14 protein-coding genes are annotated in these 17,055 nt (G+C 67.8%); 11 read left to right on the top strand and 3 right to left on the bottom strand.

What is annotated here, in order from left to right:
• Nucleotides 1-55 precede the first annotated feature (55 nt).
• Entirely contained in the window at nucleotides 56-1,000 is a 945-nt protein-coding gene (locus BMW87_RS32145) for a LysR family transcriptional regulator (RefSeq protein ID WP_093082105.1), read from the top strand.
• 6 nt (nucleotides 1,001-1,006) lie between these two features.
• Here BMW87_RS32145 and BMW87_RS32140 read toward each other — a convergent pair whose 3' ends face one another.
• Nucleotides 1,007-2,209, bottom strand: a complete 1,203-nt coding sequence (locus tag BMW87_RS32140; RefSeq protein WP_093082103.1) for an acetate/propionate family kinase — start codon at nucleotides 2,207-2,209, stop codon at nucleotides 1,007-1,009.
• 8 nt (nucleotides 2,210-2,217) lie between these two features.
• Nucleotides 2,218-4,041 (bottom strand): sulfoacetaldehyde acetyltransferase, encoded by a 1,824-nt coding sequence (gene xsc, locus BMW87_RS32135; RefSeq protein ID WP_093082101.1) that lies wholly within the window; start codon nucleotides 4,039-4,041, stop codon nucleotides 2,218-2,220.
• A 172-nt stretch (nucleotides 4,042-4,213) separates the two neighbouring features.
• Between xsc and BMW87_RS32130 the strand changes: the two genes are divergently transcribed.
• The 8 genes from BMW87_RS32130 (at nucleotide 4,214) to BMW87_RS32095 (ending at nucleotide 13,476) form a co-directional block, all read left to right on the top strand.
• Nucleotides 4,214-5,032: an IclR family transcriptional regulator gene (locus BMW87_RS32130; protein ID WP_093059496.1), complete on the top strand. Its 819-nt coding sequence runs from the start codon at nucleotides 4,214-4,216 to the stop codon at nucleotides 5,030-5,032.
• Between the two features lie 24 nt (nucleotides 5,033-5,056).
• Nucleotides 5,057-6,040 (top strand): AAA family ATPase, encoded by a 984-nt coding sequence (locus tag BMW87_RS32125; RefSeq protein WP_093082098.1) that lies wholly within the window; start codon nucleotides 5,057-5,059, stop codon nucleotides 6,038-6,040.
• A complete protein-coding gene (locus tag BMW87_RS32120) occupies nucleotides 6,037-7,773 on the top strand; it encodes a cobaltochelatase CobT-related protein (protein WP_093082096.1) in 1,737 nt (578 codons plus the stop codon). Before BMW87_RS32125 ends, BMW87_RS32120 begins: the two co-directional genes overlap by 4 nt.
• Before the next feature lie 136 nt (nucleotides 7,774-7,909).
• A complete protein-coding gene (locus BMW87_RS32115; protein WP_093082093.1) occupies nucleotides 7,910-8,722 on the top strand; it encodes an IclR family transcriptional regulator in 813 nt (270 codons plus the stop codon).
• Entirely contained in the window at nucleotides 8,719-9,708 is a 990-nt protein-coding gene (locus tag BMW87_RS32110) for a tripartite tricarboxylate transporter substrate binding protein (protein WP_093082090.1), read from the top strand. The genes BMW87_RS32115 and BMW87_RS32110 overlap by 4 nt, the downstream gene beginning before the upstream one ends.
• 17 nt (nucleotides 9,709-9,725) lie before the next feature.
• On the top strand, nucleotides 9,726-11,162 hold the full coding sequence (locus tag BMW87_RS32105) for an acylating sulfoacetaldehyde dehydrogenase (RefSeq protein ID WP_093082147.1): 1,437 nt from the start codon (nucleotides 9,726-9,728) through the stop codon (nucleotides 11,160-11,162).
• 2 nt (nucleotides 11,163-11,164) lie between these two features.
• Nucleotides 11,165-12,682 carry an AMP-binding protein gene (locus BMW87_RS32100; protein WP_093082088.1) on the top strand — a complete coding sequence of 506 codons (1,518 nt, stop codon included), beginning with the start codon at nucleotides 11,165-11,167 and terminating at the stop codon, nucleotides 12,680-12,682.
• Nucleotides 12,679-13,476 (top strand): sulfite exporter TauE/SafE family protein, encoded by a 798-nt coding sequence (locus tag BMW87_RS32095; RefSeq protein ID WP_093082085.1) that lies wholly within the window; start codon nucleotides 12,679-12,681, stop codon nucleotides 13,474-13,476. The genes BMW87_RS32100 and BMW87_RS32095 overlap by 4 nt, the downstream gene beginning before the upstream one ends.
• Before the next feature lie 28 nt (nucleotides 13,477-13,504).
• Here BMW87_RS32095 and BMW87_RS32090 read toward each other — a convergent pair whose 3' ends face one another.
• Nucleotides 13,505-14,713: a DUF2252 domain-containing protein gene (locus BMW87_RS32090; RefSeq protein WP_093082082.1), complete on the bottom strand. Its 1,209-nt coding sequence runs from the start codon at nucleotides 14,711-14,713 to the stop codon at nucleotides 13,505-13,507.
• 103 nt (nucleotides 14,714-14,816) lie between these two features.
• On the opposite strand from BMW87_RS32090, the gene BMW87_RS32085 reads away from it, so the two are divergent.
• Nucleotides 14,817-16,001 (top strand): hypothetical protein, encoded by a 1,185-nt coding sequence (locus tag BMW87_RS32085; protein ID WP_218149800.1) that lies wholly within the window; start codon nucleotides 14,817-14,819, stop codon nucleotides 15,999-16,001.
• Nucleotides 15,994-17,049, top strand: coding sequence for a DNA methyltransferase (locus BMW87_RS32080; RefSeq protein ID WP_093082077.1), 1,056 nt, complete (start codon nucleotides 15,994-15,996; stop codon nucleotides 17,047-17,049). The genes BMW87_RS32085 and BMW87_RS32080 overlap by 8 nt, the downstream gene beginning before the upstream one ends.
• The last annotated feature ends 6 nt before the right edge of the window (nucleotides 17,050-17,055 follow it).

The raw sequence follows: 17,055 nt of genomic DNA, 5'->3' as shown, positions 1-17,055 counted from the left end.
CCGTGCGATGTTATGCAGCCTCGATCAAACGAAAAAGCAGAGAATATCGCTCACCATGACCGGAAAAACAGATCAGCTTCAGAGTCAGACTTCGAGCCAGCGCCTGCGCCTCAACCTGCGGCAGCTGGAGGTGTTCGTCGCCACCGCGCGCGAAGGCAGCACCCGCGCCGCAGCCGACCGCATCGCGCGTTCGCAATCGGCCGCGAGCAGCGCGCTGGCCGACCTGGAGTCTTCGGTGGGCGCTTTGCTCTTCGACCGGCTCGGGCGCCGGCTGGTGCTCAACGAGAACGGCCGCGCGCTGCTGCCCAAGGCACAGGCGCTGCTCGATCAGGCGGGCGAGGTCGAGGCGCTTTTCAGCGGCGAGCATGCGGCGCCGCTGCGCGTGGCGGCCAGCTTCACCATCGGCGAGTACCTGCTGCCCGAGAAGGTGTCGCAATGGACGCACCTGCATCCGCAAAGCCAGGTGCACCTGCACATCGCGAACACGCACGACGTGATCCAGGCGGTCGCGGGCTTCGACGTGGACGTCGGCTTCATCGAAGGCCCGCAGACGCATCCCGACCTCGTGGTGCGCGCCTGGCGCGAAGACGAACTGGTGATCGTCGCCGCGCCCAACCATGCACTGGCGGGCCGTATCGCCACGCACAGGCAGCTGTCGCAAGCCACGTGGGTGCTGCGCGAGCATGGCTCGGGCACACGGCAGGTAACGGACGCATGGCTGATCCAGAACCTCGAGCAGGTGCGCGTGGGCTTCGAGCTGGGCAGCACCGAGGCGATCAAGCGTGTGGTGGCCTCGGGCACCGGGCTGGCGTGCCTGTCGCGCTACACGGTGGCGCAGGCGCTGGAAGACGGCCATCTGATCGAGCTGCGCACGCGGCTACCGGCAGGCACACGGCGGCTGGCAACGGTGATGCACCGCGACAAGCTGCTGGGCCGCGCGACGGCCGACTTCCTGCGCCACTGCGGCGCCAGCGTGCCGCGCGCGTCGTCGGCGCGCTAGAAGCCCTCAGCCAGCAGCGCGCAGCACGTTCGCCGTGTGGCGCGCAATGACCGCCTCCTCGTCAGTGCGCAGCACCCACGCGCTGACAGGACTCTCGGCAGTGGTGAGCCGCGCGGCGCCGCTGCGATTAGCGGCCGCATCGACGTTCACACCCAACCATTCGCAGTCTTCGAGGATGCGCTCACGCAGCGGGGCCGCGTTCTCGCCAATGCCGCCGGTGAACACGATGGCGTCGACACCGCGCAGCGCGGCCGCGAGGCTGCCCATGTGCTGCACCACCTGCTCGGCGAAATGCCCGATGGCCTCGGCCGCAGCAGGCTCGGCCGATGCCTCCAGCGCGCGCATGTCGCTCGACACGCCCGAGATGCCGAGCAGGCCCGATTCGCGGAACAGCAGCGCCTCGACCTGGTCGGCCGACATGCCGTGCGAGCGCATCAGGTACAGCACGACGGCCGCGTCGATGTGGCCGCAGCGCGTGCCCATCGTCAGCCCGTCGAGCGGTGAGAAGGTCATGGTCGTCGCAACCGATCGGCCCTGCGCGATGCCGCACATCGACGCACCATTGCCGAGATGCGCGACGATCACGCGCCGCTGCGCCAGCTCGGGCGCGATGCCGGCGAACTGCGCGACGATCGATTCGTAGGAGAGGCCGTGAAAGCCATAGCGCCGCACGCCCGCGTCATGCAGCGCACGTGGCAGCGCGAAGCGGCGGTTGACCTCGGGCTGTACCGCATGAAAGGCCGTGTCGAAGCACGCGACCTGCGGCACGCCTTCGAACGCTGCCATTGCAGCGCGCACGCCCGCAAGGTTGTGCGGCTGGTGCAGCGGCGCCAGTGGCTCAAGCTTGGTGAGCGCATCGAGCACCGAGGCATCGATGCGCACCGGCGCAACGAAGTCCGCACCACCATGCACGATGCGGTGCCCGACCGCCGCGATGCGCCGGCCATCGGCCTGCTGCGCATGCCATTCGAGCAGGGCCGCAAGCGCGCCTTGATGCGAAGCCTGCGCGCCATCGAGCGCCGCATCGTGCAGCGTCTGCCCCTGGGCATCGCGCACACGCAGCCGCGCCTTCAGGCCCGCGCCGAGTCCATCCGCCTGCCCTGACCAACGCGCTGCCGGCAACGAGGCATCGCCGTCACCAGCCGCATCGAACAATGCAACCTTGATCGACGAAGAACCCGCGTTCAGCGTCAGCAGCGAGTCGGTCATGGAATGGCTCAGACGTAGTCCTTGTACTTGTCGAGGAAGCGCACCGGCTTCGACAGCGCGTCGCGGCGGAAGGGGTCTCCCAGCTCGCGCGTGCACATGATCTCTATCACGCAGGTCTTGCCTTCGTTCATCTGCATGTCGATGGCCTTCTTCAGCGCCGGGCCCACGTCTTCGAGCTTGTCGACCACGATGCCCTCGGCGCCCATGGCCTTGGCGATGCCTGCGAAGCTTTCGCTTTCGAGCTCGCCGGCCACGAAGCGTCGATTGTAGAAGTCGACCTGGTTCTTCTTCTCCGCGCCCCACTGCCGGTTGTGGAAGACCACGGCCGTCACCGGAATGTCGTGGCGCACGGCCGTCATGATTTCCACCATGCTCATGCCCCAGGCGCCGTCGCCGGCATAGGCCACGGCCGGACGGTCGGGCGCCGCGCACTTGGCGCCGATCATGGTCGGCAGCGAGTAGCCGCAGTTGCCGAAGCTCATCGGCGCGAAGAAGCTGCGCGGCTCCTCGAAGCGCAGGTAGCTGTTGGCGATGGCGTTGATGTTGCCGATGTCGGTCGAGACCATCACGCGCGGCGGCATGGCCTTTTCGAGCTCGCGCAGCACCTGGCGCGGGTGCAGGTAGCTGCCGCCGGTGGGTGTCTTCTCGCCTTTGGCTTCTTCGATGGCATCGAGGCTGAACTGGTCGCGCTCGTGGGTCCACTCGTCGAGCTCTTTTTCCCACGCGGCTTTTTCGGCCTTGATCTTCGCGGCGCGCTCGGCCTTGCTGGCGTCGCAGGCCAGCGTCTTGCCCTGCAGGCGCTTGAGCAGTTCCTTCGCCGTGGCCTTGGCGTCGCCGTGGATGCCCACGGTGATCTTCTTCACGAGGCCGAGGTTGGTGTGGTCGGCCTCGACCTGGATGATCTTCGCGTCCTTCGGCCAGTAGTCCATACCGTGCTGCGGCAGCGTGCCGAAGGGACCCATGCGCGAACCGAGCGCGAGCACCACGTCGGCCTGCGCGATGAGCTTCATCGCGGCCTTGGAGCCCTGGTAGCCCAGCGGGCCGGCCCACAGCGGGTGGCTCGCGGGGAAGGAGTCGTTGCGCAGGTAGCCGTTGGCCACCGGCGCACCCAGGCGCTCGGCCAGTGCCTGGCACTCGGCCACCGCATCGCCCATGACCACGCCGCCGCCCGAGAGAATGACCGGAAACTTCGCCGAGGCCAGCAGCTCGACGGCAGCGTTCAGGCTGTTCTCGCCACCCGCGCCGCGCTCCACGCGCATCGACTTCGGGATCTCCGTGGTGATCTCGCCGTAGAAGTAGTCGCGCGGAATGTTCAGCTGCGTGGGGCCCATCTCGGAGATGGCGCGGTCGAAGCAGCGCGCCGTGTACTCGGCCATGCGCTTGGGGTTGTTCACGTGGCCCTGGTACTTGGTGAACTCCTGGAACATCGGCAGCTGGTTGGCCTCCTGGAAGCCGCCGAGGCCCATGCCCATGGTGCCGGTCTCGGGCGTGATCATCACGACCGGGCTGTGCGCCCAGTAGGCGGCCGCGATGGCCGTCACGCAGTTGCTGATGCCGGGGCCGTTCTGGCCGATCACGAGGCCGTGACGGCCCGACACGCGCGCATAGCCGTCGGCCATGTGGGCGCCGCCCTGCTCGTGCACCACCGGAATCAGGCGGATGCCGGCGGGCGCGAAGATGTCCATCGCGTCCATGAAGGCCGAGCCCATGATGCCGAAGATGTCGGTCACGCCGTTGGCGACCATGGTCTCGACGAAGGCCTCGGAGGGCGTCATCTTCTGCACGCCGGTGACGGCTTCGCGTGCGGGTGCTGCGGGTTGCTTCTGGCTCATGGAAGGCGTCTCCTGAAGGAAAGTGGGCAGTGGTTGCGCGTCAAAAGTCGGAACTTCTCGTTCCGGATTTCATTCCGGCGGAATATAGGTCGGCATCGCCGCGGCGTCAAACAATTTACAAAAATCGGAACGTATTGTCTTGTTTTTCGTAAAAAGAATATGATCCGGCCCCATGAAGATCGTCAAAGGCCTCTCACCTGAAGCGCAGGAGCCGGCGGGCGACACGCCCACCATGCGCCTGTTCGCGCTGCTCGAAGTCATGGCCGCAAAAGACCAGCGCTACTCGCTGCAGGGCCTGGTGGAAGAAACCGGCCTGCCCAAGCCCACGCTGCACCGCATGCTCCAGCAGCTCGAAGGCGCGGGGCTGCTGCAACGCGAAGGCGATGGCCGGCACTACGGCATCGGCACGCGGCTGCGGCGGCTGGCCGAGAACCTGCTGCTCAACGACAGCCTGCACGGTGCGCGCCACACGGTGCTGCGCCAGCTGGTGGAAGAGATCGGCGAGAGCTGCAACCTCACCGCCCTTTCGGGCAGCGAGGTCGTGTACCTCGACCGTGTGGAAACCGCCGCGCCGCTGCGCTTCTACCTGCACTCGGGCTCGCGCGTGCCGGTGCACTGCTCGGCCAGCGGCAAGATCTTTCTTTCGCAGATGAGCGCGGCGCAGCGCCGCCGGCTGCTGTCGAACGCGCCGCTGGAGCCGTACACACCCAGGACGCTGACCGACCCCGAGGCGCTGGAGAAGGAAGTGCAGCGCGTGCGCAAGGACGGCTACGCCATCGACCACGAAGAGTTCCTGCCGGGCCTGCTGTGCATCGCCACGCTGGTGCCTTCGGGCGACGACGCGCCCTCAAACCTGTGCATCGCGGTGCAGGCGCCAGTGATGCGGCTCGACGCCGCCAAGGCGAAGACGCTGCTGCCCGCCCTGCAACGCGCCGCACAGGCGCTGAGCCGCATCGATGCCGACGCAGCCTCCGACCGCGCGCAGGCCTGACCCCACACTCCCTGAAAGCCCACCGTGACCGATACCGCCGACCTTCGACCCGACCGGATGCTCAGCGTGCGCGATGTGTTCGGCATCGACACCGACCTGCGGGTGCCAGCCTTCAGCGAACGTGACGACCACGTGCCCGAGGTCGACGCGGTCTACCGCTTCAACCCCGACGTGACGCTCGCCATCCTCGCGGGCTTCACGCGCGACCGGCGCGTGATGGTGCAGGGCCTGCACGGCACCGGCAAGTCGACGCACATAGAGCAGGTGGCGGCGCGGCTGAACTGGCCCTGCGTGCGGCTCAACCTCGACGGCCACATCAGCCGGCTCGACCTCGTCGGCAAGGACGCAGTGGTGCTGCGCGAAGGCAAGCAGGTCACCGAGTTCCAGGAAGGCATCGTGCCGTGGTCGCTGCAACGCCCCGTGGCGCTGGTCTTCGACGAGTACGACGCGGGCCGGCCCGACGTGATGTTCGTCATCCAGCGCATCCTGGAGCGCGACGGAAAGTTCACGCTGATGGACCAGAACAAAGTGCTGCGGCCGCACCCCTTCTTCCGCCTGTTCGCCACCGCCAACACGGTGGGCCTGGGCAACCTCAACGGCCTGTACCACGGCGCGCAGCGGCTCAACCATGCGCAGATCGACCGCTGGAACATCGTGGCCTCGCTCAACTACCTGCCGGCCGATGAAGAGATCGCCATCGTGCAGGCGCGCGTGCCATCGTTGGCCGACGAGGCGGGCACGAAGCTGGTCGCGTCGATGGTGGCGGTGGCCGACCTCACTCGCAAGGGCTTCGCGGCGGGCGACCTCTCTACGCTGATGTCGCCACGCACCGTGATCACCTGGGCAGAGAACATCGAGATCTTCAAGGACCCGGCGCTGGCGTTTCGCCTGTCCTTCGTCAACAAGTGCGACGACGCCGAGCGGCCCCTGGTCGCCGAATACTTCCAGCGCTGCTTCGACCGCGAACTGAAGGAGTCGCACCAGCTCTCTGCAGGCCCGCGCGAATGAATGCCGAACCCGCGAGCGCGATGCAGCGCCGCGTGCGGCAAGAAGAACAGGTCGCGGAGCTTTGCGCGGGCGTGGTGCGCGCCTTCAGCGGCGAGAGCGACCTGCACTTTCGCGGTCGGCGGCTGCACCGTGGCCGCGTGGCGCTGCCGTGGTTTGCGCCGCACCTGCATCCCTCGCCCGACACCGACGACTTCGCCTCGTTCCGTGGCGTAGCCGACGGGCTCGCGCTGCGGCTCACCGAATCGGATGCAGCACTGCACGAAAGCCTGCGCCCCGAAGAGCCGGTCGAACGCATGCTGTTCGAAATGCTCGAGCAGTTCCGCGTCGAGGCGATGGCGCCCGAAGTCATGGCCGGCATGCGGCACAACCTGCGGCACCGGCACGAGCAGTGGTCGCTCGCCTTTCATCACTCGGGCCAGACCGACACCGCGCGCGGGCTGCTGCTGTACGCTGTGGCGCAGATCTGCCGCGCCCGCGTCAGCGGCCAGCAGGTGGTGGAAGAAACCGAAGACATGCTCGAAGCCACGCGCTTCGCGCTCGCACCGCTGATCGGCCATGCGCTGGCAGGTTTGCGCAAGGACCGCGCCGACCAGGCCGCCTACTCAGTGCACGCCCGTGCCATCGCGCGCACCGTCGCCGCGATGCTGCACGAAGCCGATGAAGAAGGCAGCAACGCCGCGCGCGACCCGCATGTGGACGACAAGCGCAGCGTGTTCAGCCTTGTGGCCGACATGGACCAGGAGATCGTCGAGCGCTTCACCACCGCCGAGTCGGGCCGCAGCGCGGTGCTCGACAACGCAGGTGGCGCATACCGCGTCTTCTCCAACGCCTACGACCGCGAACACGACGCCGCCACGCTCGCACGCAAGGAAGTGCTCGCCGACCACCGCGAAAAGCTCGACCGCCGCATCGCCGCGCAGGGCGTGAACATCGCCCGCCTCGCGCGTGAGCTGCGCGCCCTGCTGGCCGAGCCCGAGCGCGACGGCTGGGACGGTGCCCAGGAAGAAGGCCTGATCGACGGCCGCCGCCTCGCGCAGCTCGTGGCCTCGCCTACCGAGCGCCGCCTGTTCCGCACCGAGCGCATGGAGCCGGTGGCCGACTGCATCGTCACCTTTCTCATCGACTGCTCGGGCTCGATGAAGGAGCATGCCGAGTCGGTCGCGATGATGGCCGACGTGTTCGCGCGTGCACTCGAACAGGCCGGAGTGACCAGCGAGGTGCTGGGCTTCACCACCGGCGCGTGGAACGGCGGACGCCCGCAGCGCGAATGGGTGCGCGCCGGCCGGCCACCGCATCCGGGCCGGCTCAACGAACGCTGCCACCTCGTCTTCAAGAGTGCTGCTATGCCATGGCGGCGCGCGCGCCCCGCGATGGCGGCCCTGCTGAAAGCCGACCTGTTCCGCGAAGGCATAGATGGCGAGGCCATCGACTGGGCCTGCATGCGGCTGCGCCAGCGCAGCGAGGCGCGCAAGCTGCTGCTCGTGATTTCCGACGGCTCGCCGATGGACAGCGCCACGCATCTGGCCAACGACGCGCACTACCTCGACCACCACCTGCGCGACGTGGTCGCGCGCCAGGAGCAGCGCGGCGACATCGCCATTGCGGGCATCGGCGTGGGCCTCGACCTGAGCCCCTACTACAGCCGCAGCCATGTGCTCGACCTGGCCGCCTCCAGCGGCAACACCCTCTTCCGCGAGGTGATCGAACTCATGGCCGGGCGCCATCGCCGCTGAGGCCTGCAACCTGAGGCGTTTGGCATTACATCCAAGTCCCTGATTGACAAAGGGCACCCAGCGTTCTTACATTGCGTTTCACATCCGGGAACGCAGTTCCAATATTTGGAACATCGGATATCCCATAGAAAGCCTCATGGACTCCACGCTTGCCAAGGGCCTCGCCGCCATCGAATGGATGGTGCGCCAGCAGCGCGACTGCCGCGTCACCGAACTGGCCCAGGCCTTCGGCATGGCTCGCAGCAATGCACACCGCACGCTGCAGACGCTGGTCGAATGCGGCTGGGCCGTGCAAGACCCGGACACGAGCGCCTACCGGCCGAGCCTGCGGCTGTTCGAGCTGGGGGCCATGGTGTCCGATGCATCGGACATCGGCGCACTGCTGCGGCCCCACCTCGCGCTGCTGGCACAAGCCACGGGCGAGACCATCCACCTCGCAGTGCTGGACGACGCCGAGATCGTCTACCTCGACAAGTTCGACAGCCCGCTGCCCGTGGCCGCGTACTCACGCATCGGCGGTCGTGCGGCGGCGTACTGCGTGGCCTCGGGCAAGGCGCTGCTCGCTGCAGCCGCGCTCGACGTGCCGGCACTGCAGGAGCGCCTGGGCACGCTGGTCGCGCACACGAAGAACAGCATCACCGACTTCGACGCCCTCCTCAGCGAACTGGAACGCTCGCGCGCCCGCGGCTATGCCGAGAACCGCGAGGAGTGGCGCATCGGCGTCTGCGGCCTCGGCGTGCCCGTGCTCAATGCGCGCGGCGAAGCCGTGGCGGCCGTCGGCATGAGCGTGCCCTCGATCCGCTTTGCACGCACACAGGCACGCGGGCTGGCAGATCACCTGATGGCCTGCGCGCGCGACGCCAGCGTCACGCTGGGCTATCGCTTGAACGCCGCACCGGCCGTGCCCTTGCCGCCGACGCCCATCACAAAGAGAAGGAGATCGGAATGAAGTTGTTCTTCGCCCCCTGGCTGCACGCCGGGCTGCTGGCTCTCGCCGCCTTGTCGTCGCCCTTCGCCGCACAGGCGCAGAACGGCAGCGACTACCCGACGAAGCCGATCCGCCTGATCGTGCCCTACCCGCCCGGCGGCGGCACCGACGTGATTGCGCGCATCGTGCAGGAGCGCTTTCAAACGCTGCTGGGCCAGCCGGTGCTGATCGACAACCGGGGCGGCGCAGCCGGCTCCATCGGCACCGAGGTGGTTGCCAAGTCGGCGCCCGACGGCTACACGGTGCTGTTCACTCTGTCTTCGCACACCATCAATCCGGCCATCTACGCCAAGCTGAGCTTCGACACCGCCAAAGACTTCGCGCCAGTCGGCATGGTCGCGTCGCTGCCGCAGATCCTGGTGGCCAACACGCAGTTCGCGCCCAACACCGTGGCCGAACTCATCGCGCTGGCCAAGGCCAAGCCCGACAGCATCGCCTTCGCCTCGGTGGGCAACGGCTCGCCCGGGCACCTGGCGGGCGAGCTGCTGAAGCTGCGCACCGGCACGCACATGACGCACATTCCCTACCGCGGCGGCGGCCCGGCCGTGACCGACGTGATGGGCGGGCAGGTGCCGCTGCTGTGGGTGTCGATTCCGGCGGCCGCGCAGTTCGTGAAGGCAGGCAAGCTCAAGGCACTCGCGGTGTCCACCACCAAGCGCAGCGCGGCATTCCCCGACGTGCCGACGATGCAGGAAGCCGGTGTGCCCGACTTCGACGTGGACTCGTGGTACGCAGTGTTCGTACCCGCGAAGACGCCGCAGCCCGCCATCGACAAGCTCAACCGCGTGATCAACACCGTGGTGAAGGAACCGGACATCCGCGACAAGCTGCTCGCACAGGGCAGCGAAGGCGTCGGCGGCACGCCCGAGCAACTCGGCAAGGTCGTCACCACAGAACTCGTGCGCTGGCAAAAGCTCGCCAAGGAAGCCAGCATCAAGGTCGATTGATCGACACGGAAAAACTCATGGAAAACGCAGCCCCCTCCTCCCCCATCGCCGAACTCGTGGCGCGCGCCCGCGCCGCGCAGCGCATCTACGAAACCTGGTCGCAGGCACAGGTCGACACCGCCGTGGTCGCGGCCGGCTGGGCCATCATCGAGCCGGCGCGCAACCGCGAATTGGCCGAACTGGCCGTGGCCGACACCGGCGTGGGCAACGTCGAGGACAAGGTGCGCAAGAACCACCGCAAGACCTTCGGCCTGCTGCGCGACCTGCACGGGGCGCGCTCGGTCGGCGTGATCGCAGAAGACCCGGCACGCGGCATCGTCGAAATTGCGCGGCCCGTGGGCGTGGTGTGCGCCGTCACGCCATCGACCAACCCGGGTGCCACGCCGGCCAACAAGATCATCAATGCGCTCAAGGGGCGCAACGCGGTCATCGTCGCGCCATCGCCCAAGGGCTGGTCAACGGCGGCGCGGCTCATCGAATTCATCCACCAGCAGTTCGACCGCATCGGCGCGCCGCGCGACCTGGTGCAACTGCTGCCCTCGCCGGTCAACAAGCAATCGACCGCCGAGCTGATGCGCCTGTGCGACCTTGTGGTTGCAACCGGCTCGCAGGCCAACGTGCGCGCGGCCTATGCGAGCGGCACGCCGGCCTTCGGCGTGGGCGCGGGCAACGTGGCGGGCATCGTCGACGAAACGGCGGACATCGCCGCGGCCGCAGACCGCATCGTGCGTTCGAAGACTTTCGACAACGCGACCAGTTGCTCGTCGGAAAACAGCCTCGTCATCATCGACGCAGTGCGCGCGCAGACGCTCGCCGCGCTGAAAGATCGCGGCGCCGTCATGCTCGCCGACGCGCAGAAGGCCACGCTGCAGGCGCTGATGTGGCCCGAAGGCAAGCTCTCGCCCGCCGTCATCGGCCAGTCGGCACGCACCATCGCCGAGCGAGCGGCCGCCATCGACGGCGCCAACCGCGCCGCCTGGCTGGCAATTGCCGATGCCGATCCGCGCATCCTCATGGTGGCCGAAGACGGCGTGGGCCACGACCATCCGTTCTCGGGCGAGAAGCTGAGCCCGGTGCTCGCGGTGTATGCGGCGCGCGACTTCGCGCACGCCATGGCCACCGTCGAACGCATCTACGCGTACGAAGGCGCGGGCCACTCGGTGGGCCTGCACAGTGCGGTGCCCGAACGCGCGCTCACGCTGGGCCTCACGCTGCCGGTGTCGCGCGTCATCGTCGACCAGGCGCACTGCATTGCCACCGGCGGCAGCTTCGACAACGGCCTGCCGTTCTCGCTGTCGATGGGCTGCGGCACCTGGGGCAAGAACAACTTCTCGGACAACATGAACTACCGCCACTACCTGAACATCACGCGCGTGTCACGGCCGATTCCGGAGAAGGTGCCGAGCGAGGAAGAAATCTTCGGCGCCTTCTTCGCCGAGCACGGCGCGAAGTAAGCATGACGGCGGCTGCAACAACGGTTCATGCGCTGATCGAGCAACAGGCGCGGCAGCAGCCGCACGCGGTGTATGCCCGCGCCACCGAGACCGAACGCCACCTGGGCTACGGCGAGCTCGCGACCGGTTGCCGCCGCGTGGCGGCCGTACTGCACGGCCTCGGCATGCAGCCCGGCGACACGGTGTCCGTCGTCATGCCCAACGGCCTGCAGACCCTGCGGCTGCTGCTGGGCGCGATGCACGGCGGCTTCTGCGTGAACCCGGTCAACCTGCTCTCGCAGCCGGAGCAGATGCGCTATGTGCTCTCGCACTCCGACTGCCGCGTGGTCTGCGTTGCGCCCGAGTGGGAAGAGCGTGTGCGCGGCATCGTCGAAGGCTTCGACCGGCCCGTGACGCTGGTCGTGGTCGACCCCGAAGGCGATGCATTGCCCGACGAGGAAGAACCGGCCGTCGACACACCGCCGCCCTCGCCCGATGCCGTCGCGCTGCTGATGTACACCTCCGGCACCACGGGCGTGCCCAAGGGCGTGATGCTCACGCAGCGCAACCTCGCGGCCAACGCGCACGCCATCAGCGTCGAGCACGCGCTGCGCCCCTCCGACCGTGTGCTCGCCGTGCTGCCGCTGTATCACATCAACGCCTTTGCCGTGACCATGCTCGCGCCGCTCGCGCACGGCGGCAGCCTGGCGATGCCGCCGAAGTTCTCGGCCGGCCGCTTCTGGGAGCAGGCCACGCAAACGCAGTGCAGCTGGATCAACGTGGTGCCCACCATGATCTCGTACCTGCTCGAAGGCCCGAAGCCGCCGCTGGCGCAGACGCTGGCCATCCGCTTCTGCCGTTCGGCATCGGCTGCGCTGCCGCCCGAGCACCTGCGTGCGTTCGAGCGGATGTTCGGCATCGGCATCGTCGAAACCATGGGCCTCACCGAGACGGCCGCGCCCTCGTTCTCCAACCCCATGGACCCGGCCGCGCGCAAGCTCGGTTCGGTGGGCCGCGCGTCGGGCTGCATGGCCGGCGTGGTCGATGCCACGCTCGCAGCCGTACCCACCGGCGTGACCGGCGAGATCGTGATCCGCGGGCCCAACGTGATGCTCGGCTACTACAAGAACGAGGAAGCCACCCGCGCGAGCTTCACGCCCGATGGCTGGCTGCGCACCGGCGACCTCGGCCATCGCGACGAGGACGGCTTCTTCTTCGTCACCGGTCGCATCAAGGAGCTGATCATCAAGGGCGGCGAGAACATCGCGCCGCGCGAGATCGACGAAGCCCTTCTGCAACATCCCGCCGTGCTCGAAGCCGCTGCCGTAGGCGTGCCCGACCGCCACTACGGCCAGGAGATCGGCGTGTGCATCGTGCTGCGCGAAGGCTGCGCCTGCACCGAAGACGAGCTGCGCGAGTTCAGCGCCACCGCGCTCGGCCGCTACAAGGCGCCCGGCCACTACCGCTTCGTGCAAGACCTGCCACGCGGCCCCTCTGGAAAGGTGCAGCGCCTGAAGCTGTTGCCGCTTTTCGAGGCATGACGGCGGCTGAACTGCTGGTGCCGCCGCTGGCGCCGGTAACGCTGGTCTACAGCCTGTGCGTGGTTTTCGCGGCGGGCATCGTGCGCGGCTTCGCGGGCTTCGGCTTCTCGGCCATCACCGTGGCGGGCATGTCGCTGGTGGTGTCGCCCGCGCTGGTCGTGCCCGCGATCTTCATGCTCGAAATCTTGGCAAGCCTGAGCCAGCTGCGCGGCATCGCGCGCGATGTCGACATGCCTTGGCTCAGCTGGCTGATGCTGGGCAACCTGATCTGCATTCCCATCGGCGTGGCGCTGCTCGCATGGCTGCCCGAGACGCCGCTGCGCCTGCTGATCGGCGCGCTGCTGATGGCGGCCGCGCTGCTGCTGCGCGGCGGCGCGCACGTCACGCTGGTGCCCACGCGCGGCGTGCGGCTGGCGGCAGGGCTGGCCTCTGGCTTCATCAATGGCGTGGCGGCCATCGGCGGCATCGCTATCGCGGTGTTGCTCAGCACGGCGAAGATGGCACCGGCCGCGCTGCGGGCCACGCTGATTGCGCTGCTGCTGTTCAGCGACGTGGTGTCGCTGATCTGCGCGGCGCTGATGCCCTCTTCAACCCACGCGTCCGGCAACCTGCTGGGGCCGGACACGCTCAAGTGGGCGCTGTGGCTCGCACCAGCGATGCTTGCCGGCATCTGGTACGGACAGCGTTCGTTCAAGGGCGTGTCGCCGGAGCAGTTCAGGAGGCATGTGCTGAACCTGCTGATTGCGCTGGCGCTGGTGAGTGTGGTGCGGTCGGTGGTGGGGCTGATCGGGTAAGTCGGCCACCAGGACACGACCAGGAAGGCTACGCCAGCTTCCCCGCATCGTAGGCCTCGCAGTAGACCTCCCAGTCGCTCTCGACCTGCGCCGCGCACTGGTGCGCCGCATCCAGCAGGTCGCGCCGCCACGACTTCGCCGAAGCGCCGAAGTCGACCAGCGCATCCGCGATGGCCGAACCCTGGCGTCCTGAGCTGCGCAGGTGCGCCCAGGCCATCATCTGCCCCATCTCCCCGATCACGTCGCGGACCTGGTCGAGCCCGGTGTGGCGCACGTCGAGGGTCACCCGGTCTTCGCTGGGCTGCAGGTCGCGCAGCACGTAGGAAGACTTGCCGTCGACGATCGGGTGCAGGAAGGCCATCGACACGGCCTGCATGCGGCGCTGCAGCCCCACGATGCGGTGTGCATTCGACGGCCACGCGGGCAGCTTGATCTTCTTCAGGTGCGGCACTAGCGACGACACGGGCGCCTGCTTCAGGTCGAGCAGGTAGTTGTCGTCGGGCGATCCCTTGCCTTTGACGAGGACAACATAGCGCTCCACGCCCAGGCTGCCGGTGCCGGCGATGCGCCGCGCCACGTCGAGCACCTTGAAGAAGTCGGGGTTGTCCTGCGTTGCCGCGAATGCGCCGATCAGATTCTTCGCCCGTTCACGCCCGACCTTGTCGACTGGCAACGCATGCTCGCCGTCGCGCAGGATGCTTCGGCGACCGTTCTTCCGTTCGGTGCGCTTATTCAGGAAATCGGGGCGGCTGCGGGCCTTGAGTTTCGCGAGCAGCTCATGGATCAGGCCACTGGCTGTGTCGCGCTCCACCCAGCCGGCCTTGCCGAGCGCCAATGCGCCGGCATAGCCTTCAAGAAACACCTTGCACAGCGCATCCGCATCGCCGCGCGAGGCGCGCAGGCTGTCGCCGGCCACCAGGATGCTCGTGAGGAAGCGCACCAGTTCCCACGTCACCGGCGCGAGGGCCGCTTCGTCGAAGTCGTTGAGATCGAAGTACGCGAGCCGGTTGTCGCCCTTGTAGCTGCCGAAGTTCTCCAGATGGGCGTCGCCGCACAGCCATGCCGTTGGTGCCTTGCTGGTGAACAGCGCATCGGCCGGCAGGCGGTCGTGAAACAGGTGGCAGGTGCCGCGCAGGAAGACGAACGGACTGGAGCGCAGCTTCTCGTACTTCATCGCCAGGCGCTCGGGGTCGCGACCGGCGTTGAAGTTGCGGATGGTTTTGACGACGTTCGCCATGGCGTTGCTTCTCCCGGTTGGTGAGCGGCAGATTCTCGTTCAACGCGCGCAGCGCAGTGTCGTATCGTTGCGGGTGCATCGACTCCTGGCTCCTTCGCCCGACATGCCTTCCGCAACGCCTTCCGACAGTGCCACGCGCTCCCCCACCGTCCCCATGGGCAGCGTGGCCGTCGCCGATCTGCCACGCAGCGCAAGCTCTCCGTTCTTCGAGCGCCTGCGCGCCGCCGCCGCACAGGTCAACCTGCGTGCGCCCGACCCACGGCAGGCGGCGCGCTGGCACTCGCACACCATTGGCGGTGTCCGGCGGCGCCTTGCGCAACCCCTGACCTTCACGCCCTATGCGGCCGTTCAGCCATGCTCGGCGCGCTGCGGCTTCTGCTCGGAAAATCTTCGCAAGGCCGATGGCGGTGTGCCGGCCTCCCGGCTGCGGCCGGACGGCACTTACTTCGATGGCCTTGCCCATGCGCTGCGGGCCTTGCGCGGCGTGCCGCTCTCGTGGTCGCTCTCGGGCCTGGAGACCAGCGACGACGCCGGCTGGATGCTGCAACTGCTGGCCACGCTGGCCGCGGCCGAAGCAAGCGACGGCCCGCGCGTCGAAGACCGCGTGCTGTACACCAACGGTGCCGGCTTTGCCAAGGCAGGCGGCGCCACTCTGACGCGTGCGCTGCAAGACTTCGGACTGAGCTGGCTGGAGCTGTCCCGCCATCACCACGAAGGTGCAACCAACCAGGCCATCATGCGTTTCAGGCCCGGGCTGGAAATCAGCGATCAGGTGGTGTTCGAACGCACAGCGCGGCAACTGGCCGATGCGATGCCGTTGCGCCTGGTGTGCATTCTTCAGCGCAGCGGCGTCGCACAGCCACGGGACGTCTCGGCCTATCTCTCGTGGACCCAGCAGCGCTGCGGCGCAGGCACCGTCGTCTTCCGTGAGTTCTCCCGGCTCGACGGCAGCTACCGGGACAACGCCACGGCGCGCTACCTGCACGCCCAACGGGTGCCAATGGACGCGCTGCTGACAGCCTGCCTCGACGACGCCACCGTCTCGCGCGGATGGACTGTCGAGAGCCTGACCGAGGGCTACTACTTCTGGAACCTGCGCCTGCGCACCGCGAATGGCCTGTCCGTGATCTTCGAGAGTTCCGACTACGGCGCCATGCACGCGCGCCATGCGACCGAAGACATCTACAAGCTGGTCTACTTTCCCGATGGACGGCTGTGCGCCGGCTGGGAGCCCGGGCGCGACGTGCTGCTCGACACCCGTTCGATGCAGGAGCATGCCGATGCCTAGCCACAGCTGGCTGATGCTCGACCACGAGTCGCCGCTTCATCGGCTGCCCGACGATCTGCGTGCGCGTGACCCGCTGGGCGCACGCGACTGCGGGTGGGTCGAGCAGATGACGCCGTTCGTGCGCCAGTTCTCGCAGCGCGGCGACACGGTCTTCGATCCCTTCGCGGGCTTTGGCACGACCTTGCTTGCGGCGCGCCTGGAAAACCGACTGGCGGCAGGCTGCGAAATCGACGCGGACCGCATCCAGCTCATACACGAACGACTGACGCGCCACGGCATCGGTGACAACGACGTCACCCTGCTGCACGGCTCATGCGACACGCTCGAGAGCGACGCGCTGCAGCCCTTCGAGCTTTGCCTCACCAACGTGCCTTACTTCGGATGCCAATGGCCGGGCGCCTCCACGGCTTCGCAGCTCTACGACAGCCGCAGCTATGCGCAGCACCTGGAGGGCTTGCGCAACGTGTTCCACGCCGTTCGCACGCGCTTGCGCGAAGGCGGCCATTGCATTGCGATGGTGCAGAACATTCGCCTCGGCGATCGCGTGCTGCCCCTGGCCTTCGACCTCGCGCGCATCCTCGGTGCGCTCTTCACCATGGAAGAAGAGCGTGTGCTGATCTATCCGCACGAGGAGAAAGCGACCGCCGACAGCGAAGCCTGCGCAGCGCGCACGGATCGCCGCCACGAATACGCGCTGGTGTTTCGCAAGCAGCGCGCGCGTATCGACCTGCAGGGCACAGCCCGGTTGCTCGACGCCCTCCGCGCACAGGGCCACGTCTTCACCCTGATCGGCAGCTTCGCGCGATGGCTGCGCGACCCACAAGGCACACCGCCGGCCGATGCCGACATTCGCGTCGACCCCGATCCGCAGCGCCTGGATGCGCTGTTGCATGAACTGCGCAACCAGGGCTTCGCGCTGACAAGCTGGGACGAACCCGTCGCCCTTCCCCTTCATTTCGAGAGCTACCGCGGGCGCTATTACTTCCGCGCGGAAAGAATCGACAGCGTCGGCGCCATGGTGAGGCTGGACATCGGCTACGAAGAGTAAGAGCAG

Origin of the sequence: Variovorax sp. OV084 (assembly GCF_900111625.1) — a bacterium.
GTDB lineage: Bacteria > Pseudomonadota > Gammaproteobacteria > Burkholderiales > Burkholderiaceae_C > Variovorax.
The sequence above is the reverse complement of the archived record's forward strand: the minus strand, read 5'-3'. Positions and strand labels throughout refer to the sequence as shown.